Origin of the sequence: Faecalibacter macacae (assembly GCF_003687725.1) — a bacterium.
GTDB lineage: Bacteria > Bacteroidota > Bacteroidia > Flavobacteriales > Weeksellaceae > Empedobacter > Empedobacter macacae.
The window spans coordinates 37,819-54,954 of record NZ_RDOJ01000015.1 but is presented as its reverse complement, the minus strand read 5'-3'; the positions used below and the strand labels follow the sequence as shown (position 1 = coordinate 54,954).

General features: G+C 26.4%; 16 protein-coding genes and 1 riboswitch. Of the genes, 10 read left to right on the top strand and 6 right to left on the bottom strand.

What is annotated here, in order from left to right:
- Nucleotides 1-113: 113 nt before the first annotated feature.
- Nucleotides 114-998, bottom strand: a complete 885-nt coding sequence (locus EAH69_RS10720) for an AraC family transcriptional regulator (protein ID WP_121935204.1) — start codon at nt 996-998, stop codon at nt 114-116.
- Nucleotides 999-1,277: 279 nt separating this feature from the next.
- On the opposite strand from EAH69_RS10720, the gene EAH69_RS10715 reads away from it, so the two are divergent.
- Nucleotides 1,278-1,703: an energy transducer TonB gene (locus EAH69_RS10715; RefSeq protein WP_121935203.1), complete on the top strand. Its 426-nt coding sequence runs from the start codon at nt 1,278-1,280 to the stop codon at nt 1,701-1,703.
- Between the two features lie 57 nt (nt 1,704-1,760).
- Here EAH69_RS10715 and EAH69_RS10710 read toward each other — a convergent pair whose 3' ends face one another.
- Nucleotides 1,761-3,536 carry a MutS-related protein gene (locus tag EAH69_RS10710; RefSeq protein WP_121935202.1) on the bottom strand — a complete coding sequence of 592 codons (1,776 nt, stop codon included), beginning with the start codon at nt 3,534-3,536 and terminating at the stop codon, nt 1,761-1,763.
- Between the two features lie 108 nt (nt 3,537-3,644).
- Nucleotides 3,645-3,741, top strand: a riboswitch (SAM-I-IV-variant riboswitch).
- A gap of 46 nt (nt 3,742-3,787) precedes the next feature.
- Here EAH69_RS10710 and EAH69_RS10705 point away from each other — a divergent pair.
- Nucleotides 3,788-4,399: a hypothetical protein gene (locus EAH69_RS10705; protein WP_121935201.1), complete on the top strand. Its 612-nt coding sequence runs from the start codon at nt 3,788-3,790 to the stop codon at nt 4,397-4,399.
- Here EAH69_RS10705 and EAH69_RS10700 read toward each other — a convergent pair.
- The 3 genes from EAH69_RS10700 to EAH69_RS10690 form a co-directional block, all read right to left on the bottom strand.
- Complete coding sequence (locus tag EAH69_RS10700) at nt 4,383-5,306, bottom strand: hypothetical protein (RefSeq protein WP_121935200.1); 924 nt, start codon at nt 5,304-5,306, stop codon at nt 4,383-4,385. The two genes, EAH69_RS10705 and EAH69_RS10700, sit on opposite strands and share 17 nt — an antisense overlap.
- Nucleotides 5,307-5,337: 31 nt before the next feature.
- The gene (locus EAH69_RS10695) at nt 5,338-5,661 is read right to left on the bottom strand and encodes a hypothetical protein (RefSeq protein WP_121935199.1); all 324 of its coding nucleotides are present in this window, start codon (nt 5,659-5,661) and stop codon (nt 5,338-5,340) included.
- A gap of 70 nt (nt 5,662-5,731) precedes the next feature.
- Nucleotides 5,732-6,907, bottom strand: a complete 1,176-nt coding sequence (locus EAH69_RS10690; RefSeq protein ID WP_147439135.1) for a flagellar export chaperone FliS — start codon at nt 6,905-6,907, stop codon at nt 5,732-5,734.
- 342 nt (nt 6,908-7,249) lie between these two features.
- On the opposite strand from EAH69_RS10690, the gene EAH69_RS10685 reads away from it, so the two are divergent.
- The 4 genes from EAH69_RS10685 to EAH69_RS10670 all read left to right on the top strand — a co-directional run bounded on the left by EAH69_RS10685 (nt 7,250) and on the right by EAH69_RS10670 (nt 11,177).
- Nucleotides 7,250-8,482, top strand: a complete 1,233-nt coding sequence (locus EAH69_RS10685) for a hypothetical protein (RefSeq protein ID WP_121935197.1) — start codon at nt 7,250-7,252, stop codon at nt 8,480-8,482.
- 52 nt (nt 8,483-8,534) lie between these two features.
- Nucleotides 8,535-10,067: an MFS transporter gene (locus EAH69_RS10680; RefSeq protein WP_121935196.1), complete on the top strand. Its 1,533-nt coding sequence runs from the start codon at nt 8,535-8,537 to the stop codon at nt 10,065-10,067.
- Between the two features lie 14 nt (nt 10,068-10,081).
- Nucleotides 10,082-10,309 carry a DUF6814 family protein gene (locus EAH69_RS10675; protein WP_121935195.1) on the top strand — a complete coding sequence of 76 codons (228 nt, stop codon included), beginning with the start codon at nt 10,082-10,084 and terminating at the stop codon, nt 10,307-10,309.
- Between the two features lie 139 nt (nt 10,310-10,448).
- Nucleotides 10,449-11,177, top strand: coding sequence for a 3-ketoacyl-ACP reductase (locus tag EAH69_RS10670; RefSeq protein WP_230466784.1), 729 nt, complete (start codon nt 10,449-10,451; stop codon nt 11,175-11,177).
- A gap of 535 nt (nt 11,178-11,712) precedes the next feature.
- Here the strand turns inward: EAH69_RS10670 and EAH69_RS10665 are convergent.
- Nucleotides 11,713-13,266 carry a helix-turn-helix domain-containing protein gene (locus EAH69_RS10665; protein ID WP_121935194.1) on the bottom strand — a complete coding sequence of 518 codons (1,554 nt, stop codon included), beginning with the start codon at nt 13,264-13,266 and terminating at the stop codon, nt 11,713-11,715.
- Between the two features lie 110 nt (nt 13,267-13,376).
- On the opposite strand from EAH69_RS10665, the gene EAH69_RS10660 reads away from it, so the two are divergent.
- The 4 genes from EAH69_RS10660 to EAH69_RS10645 all read left to right on the top strand — a co-directional run bounded on the left by EAH69_RS10660 (nt 13,377) and on the right by EAH69_RS10645 (nt 17,048).
- Nucleotides 13,377-13,616 carry a hypothetical protein gene (locus EAH69_RS10660; protein WP_121935193.1) on the top strand — a complete coding sequence of 80 codons (240 nt, stop codon included), beginning with the start codon at nt 13,377-13,379 and terminating at the stop codon, nt 13,614-13,616.
- Nucleotides 13,617-14,288: 672 nt separating this feature from the next.
- Nucleotides 14,289-15,518: a phage integrase SAM-like domain-containing protein gene (locus tag EAH69_RS10655; RefSeq protein ID WP_121935192.1), complete on the top strand. Its 1,230-nt coding sequence runs from the start codon at nt 14,289-14,291 to the stop codon at nt 15,516-15,518.
- On the top strand, nt 15,515-16,693 hold the full coding sequence (locus EAH69_RS10650) for a hypothetical protein (protein ID WP_121935191.1): 1,179 nt from the start codon (nt 15,515-15,517) through the stop codon (nt 16,691-16,693). The genes EAH69_RS10655 and EAH69_RS10650 overlap by 4 nt, the downstream gene beginning before the upstream one ends.
- Nucleotides 16,694-16,769: 76 nt before the next feature.
- Entirely contained in the window at nt 16,770-17,048 is a 279-nt protein-coding gene (locus tag EAH69_RS10645) for a helix-turn-helix domain-containing protein (protein ID WP_121935190.1), read from the top strand.
- The last annotated feature ends 88 nt before the right edge of the window (nt 17,049-17,136 follow it).

Sequence of the window (17,136 nt, the reverse complement as noted above, 5' to 3'; positions counted from 1 at the left end):
ATGGTACTTTTTACTGATAATATTAGAAGCAAAAAAACAATAATATAAACAAATGAAAATCAATTATTTATTATTTTATTTTGAGTATAAATAAGTTCTAAATTGGGATGAAATTACAAATAATATTGTTTTCTGAATTGTTCTGGAGTAAGATGAGTGTCTTTTTTAAAGAATTTCACAAAATAGGACACATCTTGAAAATTTAATGCATAAGCCACCTCACTTACAGTGATATTTTTATTAACCAATAAGCGCTTAGCTTCTAAAATTACACGATTTCGAATTAATTCGCCAGCTGAAATTCCTATAACATCTTTACATAACGCATTTAGATGATTAGGTGTGATGTACAACATTTCGGCATATTCTTTCGGCAATCTCTTCTCTTTAAAAAATTGCTCGATCAAATCTTTAAAATTATGAATTAATACTGATTGATATTCATTTATAGAAGATTCTGCCGGATTAAAGAAACGATTTACATCAATAAATAATTGCAGAAGTAATGTAGCTATTTTTAGATTAGAAGTAGAATCATTTAAAGCATGTTCTTGCAAAATTTGTTCAAAAATTGAAACAACTTCAACTGATTGATCATTTGTAATCATCGTTACTTGATGCTGTAATTGCATACTTTTAAAAAACGAAAAATGATTTAGTATTCCAGAATGAATACCTAACCAATCAAAAAAATTCGCACTAAAATTAATTACATATCCATCGTATTTATTTTGAAATCGCCATTGATGAACTTGCCCCGGACGCATAAAATACATCATCCCAGATTGCACTGGAAAACTTTCAAAATCTATAATATGCTCACCGCTGCCTTCAGTAAAATAAACTAAGTGATAATAGTGATGATTATGCATTTGTTTTAGATGAGGATTACTATCTACATAACCCTTGAAACGATCAACAGAAAATAATTCGTTGATATTTTTATCCGTATTTAAATTACAAATATCAAATGTTGGAAATTCCTGTTTGTCATTCATTTCAATAGCTTTTAAACTTCTTGCTAAAGGTAAAAATTTGCATTAGAATATATGTTGAAATTTAGAAAATAAACATTGTTGAAGATTAAAATTATAAGTTTTTTCTCATTCTTATATTAGATGAACAAATATCTGAGAACGGTTTTTCAATAAAAGAAACTCTTTTCTTGAAGTACTTTTTATTATTTATAAATATTAATTTAACAAAAAAATTAACAATCTAATAAATCTATTCAAACACATAAATAACTATTTTTAAATAAATTAAACACTTTACATATGAAAGCACTTACATTAACTTTAAGTTTATTTATCGCACAATTTGCATTTGGACAACAAATTTACACTGGAGACCAAGTAGATCAACACGCTATTTACCCTAAAAACTGCGAGAAAGAAAAATCAGTAAAAGATTGTTTCTCTAAAAGTATATCGGTTGATTTAGGAGATTTAATGGGAGATGTAGCAGAACAATTTAAAGAAAAAAGCTACGTAACAAGAGTTAACTTTGTTATAAATGAAGATGGTTCTATTTCTGACATTAGATCATCAACTAATGATGAGTTTGGACAAAAAACTGCAAAAGTATTAGAAATGGTTTTTGCAAAAAATGAATTAAGTGATAAAAAAATTCAGCCAGCTGTATTAAACGGTAAAAACGTTAAAATGAGTTATTCATTACCTGTTAGATTACAAAATATGTAAAATATATAATTAAAAAAAGACCATTTTACAGATTGTAAATGGTCTTTTTTATTGTGATTAATCTATAATCTGATATTGTTTTAAAAGATAAATTGCATTCATCATTTTAGTCGTTCCTTTTCTTAATTTATAATCCGAAAAATAATTCTCGTCTACATTTTTTAATTCGAAACAATAGTTAATGATATGATTCGGATATTCATCTTCCATTTTTGTCAATTCTAAATCATGCGTTGCAATAAAACATGTTAAATTTGTTTTAGAGTTCATCAATTTTTCTAAGAATTTTTGCGAACCAATTAATTTATCTTCTGAATTTGTACCTTTCAAAATCTCATCTAAAATTATGTATTGAGGTTTACCTTCTTCTAAACGATCAATTAAAATTTTCAACTTATTAATCTCGTTTTTAAAGTACGAATCTCCAGAAGAAAGATTATCAACTGTACGGATGCTTGTATAAATATCCATCGGATAAAAAATCATCTTTTCAGCACTTACATTTGCTCCATTCATTGCTAAAACAAGATTTGTCCCAACAGTACGCAAAAATGTACTTTTACCAGCCATATTAGCTCCTGTTACAATTGCAATATTATTCTGACGATTGGATTCGAAATCATTTTTTACCGCAATTTCTTCACTTAATAACGGATGAAAAGCGTTTTTTAAACTTAATTCAAACGGTTGATTAGAAACAATTGGTTTTGAAAATGTATCGAATTTATCATTAAAAATAGCAAACGAAATATACGCTTCTAACACTGAAAGTTTAATGATCCAATCTTGATTATTCTTGATTGCCGTTCCAACTCTATTTTCTAACTGAATGGTGTGAAACAACTTCCAAAGCGTAAAACAATTCAATAAAAAACCTGCAATAGGAATTCCTAAAGCAGAAAAACCATCCATTGTAGATTTTATACCTTTTAATTGCTCTGAGGCTTTAACACCTTCGTTAAACAATCCATTTTTACACTCAATATTATGTTCTTCTTTAAAATCCTCATTTTCTACATGAATCAGTAAATCAATCAAATTATCCAACTGTTCTGCATTAATAAAAGCAAATGAAAGCGATTTATTGATCCGATTTTTGAAAATAAAATTGATAATAAATCCAACAGGAACAGCAATCACAATCCAAAAGAAAACAGCTTTTTTAGGAAAACCTAAAACTGCTAAATAAATAAAAGTAAGTAAATTAATTGCACCTAAACCAATTGGTAAAAAACGTAAACTTTGATTTTGAAACTGATGATTTAATTCACCAAAAATTTCAAAAGATTTTAGATTTGCTTTGCTTGAAAAAGTTAGAAACTTAACAATCCAATCTGGTTTATTTTTAATTTCCTCTAAAGCTGATTGACGTTTTAAGATATTTTCTTTTTCTAAAATAAGATGAGATAAGAAATGTTTTAACTGAACATTTCCGACGTATGATTGTGTTTTATTTAAACGATTAAATAAAGATTGACCTTCTAAAATATCTAAGTCTTTGTTGTAAACGTTAGCAAAATGTTCGTCGTTTATTGCAGCATATTCATCAATTCTGTCATCAGCTTTAATATCTTCTAAGACTAACAATGACTGAGAAATATGCGTGATTTTATTCGTAACATTTGTCGATTTCACTACAAAAATCATAAAGATCACAAATAAAATCCCTGTTGCTAAAAGCATTAAAATATTATCCTGAGAAACATAGAAATAGAATAAAATACATGTGGCAATAAATGCTGCTAAACGTATATTACTTAATAAATTTTTACGAGATTTTAAATTAGAAAATTCTTCTTTTAATTGGTTTTCTATCTGAATATAATTATCCATTTCATTCGTTTTAGTCGCGTAAATGTAAGCATTCTGAATCAAAAGAATAATTTATCATTACTCGATCTGAAATAGGATTTTGAAAATTAAAAAATTAGCTCTAATTTTAACTTGTATTTCGAATCACAGTTTTGTGATACCAACCGAGAGCAGTCTCCACGGTGGTCAAATAATACGGGATTACACTCCAAAATAAACGTAAGATTTCCCCTATTTTTCGAAATACAATAAACATTTTAAATATTTATTGTATGAGCCAGACACACATTGCATCATTAGTCTTTGACAGATTATCTGACGTAGAATTAATTGATTTTATCAATCAATTTATCCCTATTAAAAACGAACAAATTTTAGTGCAAATTGAAGATGAATTAAAAGAAAGAAAATTTAATTATCAACATCTAATCAATCATAAAAATGAGCTACAATTACAACAACCTTTGCGATTGATTGACGGAAACTTGTTCGAATTAAACATTCCGAAACCTCCGATGGTAGGAACTTTTTATAAAAACGTAAGACAATTAATCGATTTCTTACAAAATAGTCCATTTCTGAAAGGTAAAAATTTAGTTACGTTTGATTATATTTTAGATCAATTTTACGCAACGAAGAACGATGTACAAATCATCACAAACGATGATCTTGCAAAATTATCTAATGATAATGTTTTTATAGGTTTTAAAAACAGTTTACAAACATTTCCTAATAAAGAAATATTAGATCAAATTAGCCATTTAGACACGCTTATTTTGATTGACAAAGGGCCTTTTTATCGAGGAATAAAACAAGCTACGGTTTACAAAAACAATAAAATTGTAGACCAATGGCAACCTCTACCAATTAAAGATATTGATTAATTAACCTTGTCATTTTAGCTGCGCCTTTTTCACTTAAATGATCCGCATTCTGAAAATCATCACTTGTAAAAAAATTATTATGATCTAAATAGTTTAACCAAATTACATTTGAATATTTATCAGTTATATACTTAGTTGTTTTTCGCCAATGATCAAATTGCTCCATATCCAATTTCTGAACATATGCATCAGTAGTTGGCGAAGACACTAAGATGACTTGTACCTGATTTTTTTGGCACCAAGCGATGATATTTTCTAATGATTTTTGATTTTGAATGATGCGTTTTTGAGTTAAATTTTCATTCATATTTTTTGAATGAGAATTTGTTGCATGTATCGCACTTTCTTCCCAATCTAAATTCGTTTTTATATAGCGCTTGTTAATAAATCCTGTAGAATCTATTGTTATTTTACCGTTAAAAGATTTATTAAATCGTTTTAAATCAATTAAATTCTTATCTATAGATTGAAAAAAAATTTCAAATTGATTTTTTAGCTGAAACGTATGCGAAAATAATCCATAATAAATGTTATAATCCTTTATTTTATAATTAGAGACACCATCCTCCAAAGCCAAAACATAACTAAAATATGAAACCGGAATTATTACAGTTTTTAATTGTGGTAACTCATTTTTATAACGATTAAAGAGCTTTTCGTCTAAATCTAAAGTCTGTGAAGAATAAGCCAAATTAAAAGCTTTTTGATCTAATTCATTAGGATTGATACCTACAAAAGCATGTGAACTTCCTAAGATTAAAACCTGTATATTATCTCTGTTATTATTTAGAAAAAATTGCTTTGTATTAAAATCATTAGGAATGGCTCTTAAAAAATATTCAAAAGAAGTAATTAAAAATAAAAAACAGAATGAAATTCCTAAAACGACGATTAGTACTTTTTTCATTCTGTAAATTTATAGTGAAATAACAAAATTGTTACTTATTTCTTACGTAAATGTAAATTTCGTTGTCTTTATTTAAACACCTATAATCAATCATACTTTCAATACAATCTTTAGCCGAAGTTAAATCACCTTCGCCATTATAATTTTTATATTTACCACTTGCTAGTGAAGACACGTTATTTTTCAATACCTCATCAGTTAAAATTTTACGTTCACCAACTAAAGTATAGACATATTCCATACCAGACTCGTCTGTAAAGTTTCGTACACGATAAATCTCCGAAGTGTCATCAGGTTCAGTAATTACAAATAAATAATCTTTTTTAGGATCTTTTTCAAAAAATACTCTCTTCATAGCGTTTATTTTACACCTATTAAATTTAAATCATTCTGAATTAGTAAGCAAAAATTTAAAAGTTAATATTTCATTTTTTAGCTTTTTTATTAAACCAATATAAAGAAGAAACAATAGCTATAAATGCAAAAAATATCAATAATTTTTCACCTATTTTATTAGGCTTAACAAATTTTATTTCTGGATTAATATTTATTTTATTCTGATTAATTAACTTCAGTAAAGTTTCATCCTTTCTCTTCACTTTTTCAAGTCGATTTATACATATTGGATAATATTTCTGTAAATTTCCTTCATCTAATTTCAAACTGTAACTATCTGTCATATTACAATATAATTTTGCATTTAAAGAAACTGATGAATCTGCATTTTTTATTAATTCTTTTGCTTTAAATGAATAATTTAAAGATTCATTAAAATCACCTTTTACATTATATACATAAGCTAAATTATTGTATACAATAAATGTAGAAAATGCACTTTTTCCTTCATTAAACCTTAGGGATTGCTTAAAAACCGAAATAGCATGATTAATTCTATTTTCATCATTTTCTTTTAAGTTTCCTTCAACTACATGTTCTAAATATGTAATTGCTAAAAAATTATATGTTTTGGTTTTTGCAATCAAATAATCTTCTTTAGTTAGAATATCACTTAATTCATCTAAAATTCCAATGCTTTTTTGTAACGCATCACGACTAACATTTATATTTTTTTTGTTAAATGATAAACTCTTTTTTAGTAATAAAATTGACTCTACATATTTTTTTTCATCGCCTTTTAAATGCTCATTTACAAATTGAATTCTATTTAAAATAGGACTTTTGTAATCAGTATAAGAAATTGCATTAAATAAATCATAAAACTCACTTAACAATAATATATATGATAATTTACTATCAATATTTTTTCTAGCAATCTCTTTTACAAAAATCGAATAACACTTTTCCATTTGGCCTGTTAAAGTGTAATACTGTACCAGCAGCGCATTAAATTTATTGGAATAATAATCATTAGTAACACTTTTCTCTACCCCATGTAAAAGTTTTATTTCTAACTCTTTGTTAATTTTTAAATCTTCTAATAAAAAAGAAGCTTCCTTTAATTCAATATTTAATTGCTTATCATAAAAACGTTTTTCACTTTCAAATTTTGGAAAACCAAAACAAGAAAAAGAAAGGAAAAAAATGAGAATATTATAATTTTCTTCACTATCAAAATAGGCTAATTTGATTAGAAGATACAAAATTAATTTTGAAATTATAGTGTATAATATTAACATCAATTATTACAAATGACTTGATATATTAAATAAATAGAATCTTATCCATTAACTTCAAAAATAAATGTTTAACTATTTAATTATAAGCATTTAAAAACAATAATTATGTAATATTATTATAAAAAACTATTATGATTTTTATCAATTTTATATTTTTATTAGCGTATTTTTAACACTAATAAAATAAAAACAAAATTCTTTATCAAATAAAACACAACTATAAGTTAAATATCTATATTAGTTAAACACAAAAAAAGAAGATTATAATTATAACCTTCCATTACACAATTAACACTACAAAAAATTATGAAGAAACTTCTTATAGCATTAGCTGTACTTACTACGGTAGGTGCATCTAATGTTGATGCCCAATTTGCATCTGAATATGACGGAGGTCTTGTTGTAAAACTAAACCCAGAAGGAAATAAATACATACGTTTTCTATTATGGGGCCAAACTTGGTTTCAAGATTACGAAGGCACAAATGCAAATGATGGATTTTCCATTAAAAGAGCTAGAGTTTTAGCTTATTCACAAATTAATGATCGATTTATGATTTTGACTCATTTTGGAGCAAATGGTATATACGATAATAATTTACACCCAACTGGTAAAAGCACTGATGTATCTTTCTTTTTACACGAAATGTTTTTACAATATAAAGTCACAAATAATCTAGCTATCGGAACAGGAGTTCACAATTTTGGAGGTATTTCAAGAGGAAACGGCCAAGGCTCAATTAATATGCTAACATTAGATAATAATCGTGCTGATTGGAGCACTTTAGGTTTATCTGACCAATTTGCTAATCACTTAGGAATTTTTGCCAAAGGTCGTATTGGAAAATTAAATTACCGAATGGCTGTTAATGATGCTCTTACCAATACTTTAGACGGAAATGTTAATACAGCGATAGCTAACGGACAAGAAAAATACCTTGGAAAAGCAATTTTAGGAAAAGGTAAATATGTTGTTTCAGGATATTTTGATTATCAATTCTTAGATCAAGAATCGAATGCATTACCTTATAGAGTTGGAACTTATTTAGGAACTAAAAAAGTATTCAATGTCGGAGCTGGATTCTTTAATCATAATGATGCAATTGTAAGAAACGAAAACGACGTTTTAGTAAGTGATAATGTTTCGCATTTTGCTATAGATGCTTTTTATGATGCTCCTATCGGAGAAAGCTCTTCTATAACAGCATATGCAAAATTCCAAAAATCTAATATGGGTGAACATTACGTACAAGGAAATGTTGTTGGAGACGGAAATCAATTTTCTGGACATGTAGGTTATTTATTACCAAAAACTGTAAAAGAAGGCGAATCAAAATTCAGAAACAGAATTCAACCTTATGTTGGATATTCTTACCGCGATTTTAAAGGATTAACAGAAGCTGCTAACGAATTAAAAATTGGTGGAAACTGGTATATCGATGGACAAAATGCAAAAATATCAATCGAATATCAAAAATCTTTTGATCAACCAAGTCATTTAGACGATATGGTAACTATACAAGCAATGATATTATTATAATATGAATTAAAACAAAAATCAAAACACTAATAAACACAAAACACACAAATTTATGAGCGAAACTACTAACAAAAAAACAATCTGGAAAGTGATTGGAGCTTCCTCTATGGGAACGCTTATTGAATGGTATGATTTCTTTATCTTCGGAAGTTTAGCCGTTGTATTATCTACAAAATTTTTCCCTGCAGATAACCCAACAGCTGCATTTTTATCGACACTTGCAACTTTTGCTGCAGGATTTGTTGTTCGTCCTTTTGGAGCCTTATTTTTTGGCCGATTAGGAGATATTATTGGACGTAAGTACACGTTCATGGCAACATTAGTTCTTATGGGAGGAGCTACATTTTTAATAGGATGTATTCCATCATACGAAACTATCGGATTTATAGCTCCTTTTTTAGTTTTAATCTTAAGACTTTTACAAGGTTTAGCTCTTGGTGGTGAATATGGAGGTGCTGCTACCTATGTAGCTGAACATGCTCCTGACGGTGAAAGAGGATATTGGACTTCTTGGATCCAAACAACTGCAACTGTAGGTTTATTCGTTTCTTTATTGGTTATTTTATTAACTAAGTCTTTCTTAACTGAAGAACAATTTGATGAATGGGGATGGAGAATTCCATTTATATTATCAATTTTTATGGTTTATGTCTCTTACTTAATTCGTAAAAACATGGACGAATCGCCTGCATTCAAAAAAGCAAAAGACGAAGGAACAACTTCTACTAATCCATTAAAAGAATCTTTTGGTAACCGCTACAATATGAAGTTTGTTTTACTTGCCTTATTTGGTGCAGTTATGGGACAAGGTGTAGTTTGGTATACTGGTCAATTCTATTCAATGAGCTTCATGAAAACCGTTATGAATATTGAATCTGATCAAGTAGACACACTTTTAGGAATTGCATTACTACTAGGTACTCCATTTTTCGTTGTATTTGGATGGTTAAGTGATAAAGTTGGTAGAAAATGGGTTATGTTAATTGGTATGTTATTGGCATTATTATCTTATCGTACGATTTATGATAAAATGTATCAAACAACCAACATTGAAAACAAACAAGAAATTACTGAAAAAACAATTATAAAAGCTGAATATAAAGTTGATGGCAATAAAACAGATTCAATCTACACTGTTCAAAAATCTTTTGCAGACGGAACTGAATTCAAACAAGTAACAACAAGACATCTAGAAAATGGTACAGCTAAAATTGTTGACGGAAAAATTAGTGAAAACATTAAAAAAACTACCCACATTAACAGTAGTGATAAATGGACATTAGTAGGTTTAATCTGGATTCAGATTATTTTCATCACAATGGTTTATGGTCCAATTGCAGCATTCTTAGTTGAAATGTTCCCTGTAAAAATACGATATACATCGATGTCGTTACCTTACCACGTAGGAAATGGAATTTTCGGTGGTTTATTACCAGCAGTTTCTACATATTTGGTAACAAATGCTAAAAACGGTGGAAATCCAGAATTCTATTTAGAAGGACTTTGGTATCCTATCGGAATTGCTGCTGTATGTTTTATAATTGGTGCAATTTATATCAGTAACAAAGACAGAAATGTTAATTAAAATTAATTTGAATTATGGAAGGAATTAAAAAAATATTAGGAATAGTTTGGATTGCTTTAGCATTAGTAGTAGCCTACTTTTGTATTGTCATTTTTGGAATTCCAAAACTTACATCCGGATCGCAAGATGATCTTGTTTTCGGTATTATTATTTTATTTGTATTAACACCTATTATCGTTTTAGGATTAGCTCTTTTTGGGTATTACGCCCTAATAGGAGAATATAACGACGATAAGATGTAAAAAAATAAACTCAACATAAAAAGCTCTTAAATTCGATTTTAAGAGCTTTTTTATTTCAATTTAATTAAAAACTATTTTTTAATCCAAAACATTTGAAGATTAATTTAAAATACACAAACTTTGTATAAAAATTATCGCAATGGAAATGCAATCATTACAGGGAAAAACTGCCTTAATTACAGGAGCAGGAAAAGGATTAGGAAAAGCTATGGCGCTTGCTTTAGCAGCAGAAGGAACTAATTTATTATTAATTGGTAGAACTACTTCTGATTTAGAAAATGTAGTAATAGAAGCAAAACAAATCAATAACGAAATTACAGTAGCAATTTCTACTGCTGATGTTAGCGAATTGGCTCAAGTACAAAATTCTATAAAAGAATTAACGGTTAACAATGGTACAATTGATATTTTAATCAATAATGCTGGAATTTTAAGAGTAGGCGGAATTTTAGATTTACCTATTGAAGATTTCGAAAATTCGATTAAAACAAATGTATTAGGAACTTATTATATGATGCACGAAGTCTTACCATTTTTAACACAACAAACATCAAGCGATATCATTAATATTGCATCAACTGCAGGTCAAAAGGGTAATGCTAATTTAAGTGCTTATGGAGCTTCTAAAGCTGCAGTAATTAATATGAGTGAAGCTGTAATGCAAGAGTTTCGTAAAAAAGGAGTACGTGTAACTACAATTAATCCAAGTACAATTGCAACTGAGATGACTTTAAATGCAAAATTTACTGACGGAAACGAAGAACGTGTTTTACAACCACAAGATTTAGCATATTTAATTGTAAGTCATTTAAAACTTCCGCAACGTGCTTTTGTAAAAGATTTTGGTTTATGGTCTACAAACCCATAAAATGTATATCATATAAAAAGCCCTAAGATTAGGGCTTTTTTTTGTACATAAAAAAACGTTTACTTTTAAGATAAACGTCTTTTAAAAAAAATGCATAAAATATTAAACTAAAAGAAAATTTGTATAGTAGTATATGGGATAATAATTTCAAATTCTATATCAATTTTTAGGTTTAAAAAGAAACATGGTAGCTTAACTAAAAAGCTACCATGTTTACTAACCTAACTAACTTAAAACAATTTATTTCATGTCAAGACTAATGGTAATATATAACATTAGTAAATTAGCGTCTTGACATTACCTATAAATATGTCGTAATCCTTGAGGTAAAAGTATAGTAGATTTTATAGTAACACAAGTTATTGTAGTCAAGCAACGTCATATGCTACATCTTTTGACGTAAAGAAATATAAATTTTCTTATTTTTATAAACATTAACACTTGTATTTCAATTATATAAACAAAATATAAATATTTAATTAATTATTGAAAATTAAAATTAATTAAATATTTATTTTCCTTTATTTAAAAAAAACTATTCTTGTTTTAATGCTTTTTCACTTAAATTTTTAATAAAATCCTTAGGCCGTATACTTGTTGTATCTAAAAATGCATCTGAAAATTTCTGTCTTGAATTAAATCCACACTCTTCCGCAAGCCCATCCATTGTTAGATTTAAATACTTTTTATCACTTACTAACATTTTGATAATGTAATTTATCCTAAGATCATTTAAATATTTTCTAAAATTTTTATGCTTATACGTATTAATAAATTTAGATAAACTTGATCTATTAGTATTTAAATTTTTAGCTAATGAATCTAATGATACATCAGAGTTGATAAAATCTATATTATCTTCAAAAATCCTAATCTTTTCCTCAAGTTCTTGAAATAAAAATTTATCTGAATCCGATATCGTTTCTACCTTTGCTACCACTATATCTTCAGTACTATCTTGACTTAATTTATCTAAATATTCTTCAACTTTAATATTTAATAATTCATTTTTCTTTTTCAATTTTTTATAAACTAGAAAAGAAGTAGTGGCAATTATGATAATTATAATTAATAAGATGACTTTTTGATTGTTAAGAAATTTGACCTCTTTCTCTAATTGATTTTTTTCTAAAGTCAAATTACTTTTTATATAATCATTAAAATAATGTTGAGAAACATCTTGATTAACGACATAATTAACACTATCAAATTCAATTAAAGTATTAATCACTTCTACTTGGCTCTCTTTATCCCCTTGTTCCTTATAGTAATTGTTAAGTTTTAAAAAATTATCACGTAAAACAATATCTGTAATTCCCGTTTTTTGGTATAAAGCCTTAACTTTTTTGTAATACTGTATGGCTTTTAATTGATCCCCCTTATTATAATAATTTTCACCTAAGTAATACAAAACAAACATTTCCCAATAAACATCTTTATTATTTATTATAGTTTGAAGTGAGTTATTTAATAAGTCTATTGATAGATCATAATTACCCTTATAAAATTGAATTATTCCTTTATTTTTTAAAGCGTAATCTGTATCAATTTTATCATTAGAACCTTTTAAATGTTCTAGATTATATTTTTCAGCACTAATGATATCTTTATTTAAAATATTCAAGACCGTTAATCGACCTAACACTGCAGCCAAAGCTTTTTTATTGTCTTCAACTTCTGGGTTAGCCTTAAAATAATTATAACATTCTAATAAAATTATTTTAGCCTCTTCTATATTTCCTATTTGTTGATTAGCTAAAGCTAAACCATATTGAATTGTATGATATTGTGAACTATTTATCTTAGAATTTAAATATTGAGAAGATTTTAAATAATTTTCTAAAGAAGATTTATATTTCTTTTGACCATATAAAAACGTTGCTTTTTCTAAATAAGCTTTCGAAATTAATTCAGAATCATTTGTTGCAATGGCAAGATTTATTGCTTTATCTAATCTATCTACAATAACATCATATGATAAATCAATTCTATCATTCATTAATTCTTTGATAGATTCATTTTTAATATTTGTTTGAGCAAAAGTATATATACTAACAAAAAACAAGTGAAAGATTATTTTAAACTTCATTTTTAATTACTTACAATCAATTAAATATATTTTTTTGTCATATAATATAAAATATGACTACATTTATTTCCAAATATAAACTACAATATATAGTTTTGAAAAAAAAACACATGAATATTAAAGGAATTTCTACAAAATTATCAGCTGCAACTGTAATAGCTTTATTATTATTTTCTTGCGCAAATGATGATGATAGCAAAGAATACAACTCTGCTTATCCAAAAATTGAATCTAAAAATACTAATGATACGATTATTAAATTGAATGATAATCCTGATGTTAGAACTTTTAACAAAGAAAAAGATAGACCACAACATTGTCAGGGATGGAATTGCGTTCAATTTGATTAAAAATATCACATAAATAATTTTCAAAAAACGGAAAATCTTAAGATTTTCTGTTTTTTTTTATTTCAATTTTTACTAATTTATAAAATTACGAAACATGAAATAAAATCCTATTGAGTTCAATTTTAAAAATGACAATTAATTTAATTATTATAAATAGTCTTTTAAAAGAAAACTAAAATATCTTGTTTAAAACTCTTATTTTTCTCTATTATGGGTAATCTTACATTTAAGTGGATACAATGTATTCTTATTTATCCTCAACACATAAAAAGTCAAAGAAATAATTGTTTTTAGTTATAATAATTTTACAGCTAAAAATATGCACACTTTTTTTGAGGTAAATTCCCCTTTTTGTAAGCCTTTTATTTAGTTATTAAACAATCTTTTTCCGTGATTGCTCAACTAATTATGGAAGTGGTAACAACGCATATACTACTGTATAACAACAATATAACAAAAGTTATAAACACTAAAAAAGCCTTTACATTTCTGTAAAGGCTTTTAATTTGTGGTCCCACTTGGAGTTAACTTTGTTTATATCAATTTTTAATGTAGTTTTACTACCTAAACATCAGTTAGTTAGGTATTTAAATTAATTTGTTTTAATAATTTTTAACTCATTTTAATTTCAAAATCACCCCCTTTCTGACCCCCTAATTAAAATTTGTTATAATGAAATATCATTTTGAATTAAGAAAGGATAAAATCACAAAAGATGGACTTATTCCTATTAGACTAGTTGTTACACATGGAAAAATAAGAATTCGAAAAAATATCAATGCTAAAACCACTGTTGTTGATTGGAATAGAGAAAATCAGTTGATTAATAATTACAAAAAGTGTCCATTTTACGATTACTATATTTCTTGTAATAAGGAGATTACCAATATCACAGAGAAAGTAGATTATATTTTTAAATTTTTTGAATACAATGAAATTGTTTTTTCTGAACAAATTTTTAATGAGAGATTTGATGAAGATAATACTAAAATTTCAATTGATTTTTTTGAAGCCTTTCAAGAATTTATGGATGTATCAAAATCAACTAAATCAGAAGGAACAATAAAAAAATATAAAACAGTCCGAAATTTCTTAAATGACTTTAAATCTTTTACAAAATATCCTTTACGTTTTGATACAATTAACACCAAATTTGAGGAAGTATTTATGCTTTATTGTTTTGATGAACGTGAAACATTAAATAACTATTATGGCAAATTAATTTCTATCATAAAAACTTTCATGCAATGGAGTTTTGATCGTCAGTATCATAATTGTTATGAATTTAAGAGATTAAAAAGAGTTGAAGATGAAGTAGAAGTAATTTACTTAAATATAGATGAATTAATGGAATTGTATAATCATAAATTTGACAATAAATCGAAGGAAAGAGCAAGAGATTTCTTTTGCTTCGCTAGCTTCACTGGGCTACGCCACTCAGATGTTTACAATTTAGGTAATGCAAATATATATGAAGATCACATTAATTTATCATTAATCAAAACTAAAACAAACGATCATATTGTCCCATTAAATGATTTTGCAAATGAAATTTTAAATAAATATAAGGATACTATCTATTATCCAATTCCTAAAATTTATTCACAAAAACTGAATAAAAAAATTCAAGAATGTTGTGAAGATCTAGAATGGTTTGATGATGTTAATATTGTTCGTTACATAGGAACAAAACGAATTGATAAAAAGTTTAAAAAATATTTATTAATCACTTCTCATGTCGCTCGTAAAACTTTCATAACAAACAGTTTAATCCTTGGAATGAATGAACGAGTACTAAGAAACATCACAAATAGTAAAGATGAAAAATCATTCAGACGTTATGTAAAAATAGAAGAAGTACATAAGCAAAGAGAAATGAACATTTGGAATAATATAAAATGAGAACTTTTAATTTAATAAACAACGTTGATCAAATTTTGGGTGTTTTAAAACTTGATCTAAATCTTCAAAATATTCATGATATATCATTAGAGATGATTGAAAAATTAGATTATTTTGAGCTATTAGAACTTTTTCCTGCTTTTTATATAAATGAGAATTTCAAAAAAATCATCCATCTAATTGATTCTGAAGGTTACTATAATATTATTGATAATTCATTAGAAAAGATCAAAGAAACTGAAAAAAGTTTGTCAATAGTTCACTTTATAGCTTATTTAATTGGTCTAAAATTTAAGGCAATTTCTTTTGAATGTCATCCACCATTATTTGATGATTTTATAGAAATTATTGACAACAAGATAATTAAACACAAAGCAAAACTAAATACTGAGCTGAATGATAATTTTTCAATTAAAGATTCTTTTGGATTGTTTTTTATTCATGACAAGGAAGTTGCTTTAAACATTTTTACAAAATTCGTAATTAGTAAATTAAAAAAATATGATTTTGACACTCTTGCAATAGAGCTAATAATGAGTAAAGATGTAATTTTTCATAAAATTGGTATTAATCATATTCCAAATTTTGATCATTCAAATTATAAAGATGTTTCACTCTTAAAAAATGACGATCAATTATTCATTGAAAAACACGAATTATCTAAAATATTACGTGAAAAAGAATATTTTAATGCTGATTATCCTTTATCAGAATACACTGAAAAAGATTTACTAAATACAAACACACATTTTTCAAATTTCAATTCATTTCAAAACGAATTTATAGAGTTTTTAAATAGAGAAATTGGTAATCGAGCTTATTATAATAAGATAAATATAGGAGAAATATTCATAGATAATATTTGTAATAAGATTCCAAAATATGATATATATAGTTTAATTCATGCAAAATATATTTTATTAATCGATATAATAAACCATGATAAATTAAAGAATCGTTTCATAGCATTTTTTATTTATCAATACGAAGTAGATAACCTAACGGGCATTACGAATATTTTGCCTGCATTACTTTCAAAATATTTTGATATTGAAAATTTAAACAAAAATACAATCGAATCATATTTTAAAAGGCCATCAAAGAGACCAATTAGCTTAATAAAAGAGATTGAATATTTTTATAAATATTATCAAAACCTTGATAAACAGAGCTAGTGTACACTAGTGTAATTTTAAAAAAATAATTTCTTGTAATCTTTGCTTCAGTTAAAAACAATTAAAAATTATAAAAATGAGCAAAAGATTTGTAGATCGTGGTGTTGAGAACTACATCACTCGTAAAGTAGTTAGAGATTCAGATAAAGTTATTGAAAAAATGAATTATCCAATCAAGGAGGATCGACTTAAACAAAAAGAAGTAGCTGAAATGTTTGACACCACTGTTCAAACCATTATTAATTGGCGCAAAGCAGGAAAAATTCCATTTTATAAAATCGGGCGAAACATTATTTATTCTAGAAGCCAATTAATTCAAATTGCATCTAAAAATCAAGAATTAGTAAAAGCATAAAAAAAGTGTTTATTCCCCAATAAACACTTCAAATATTATTAACAAAGTTTTCGCCTTGTCTTATCATAATCCTAGGTCAAAGATAAGG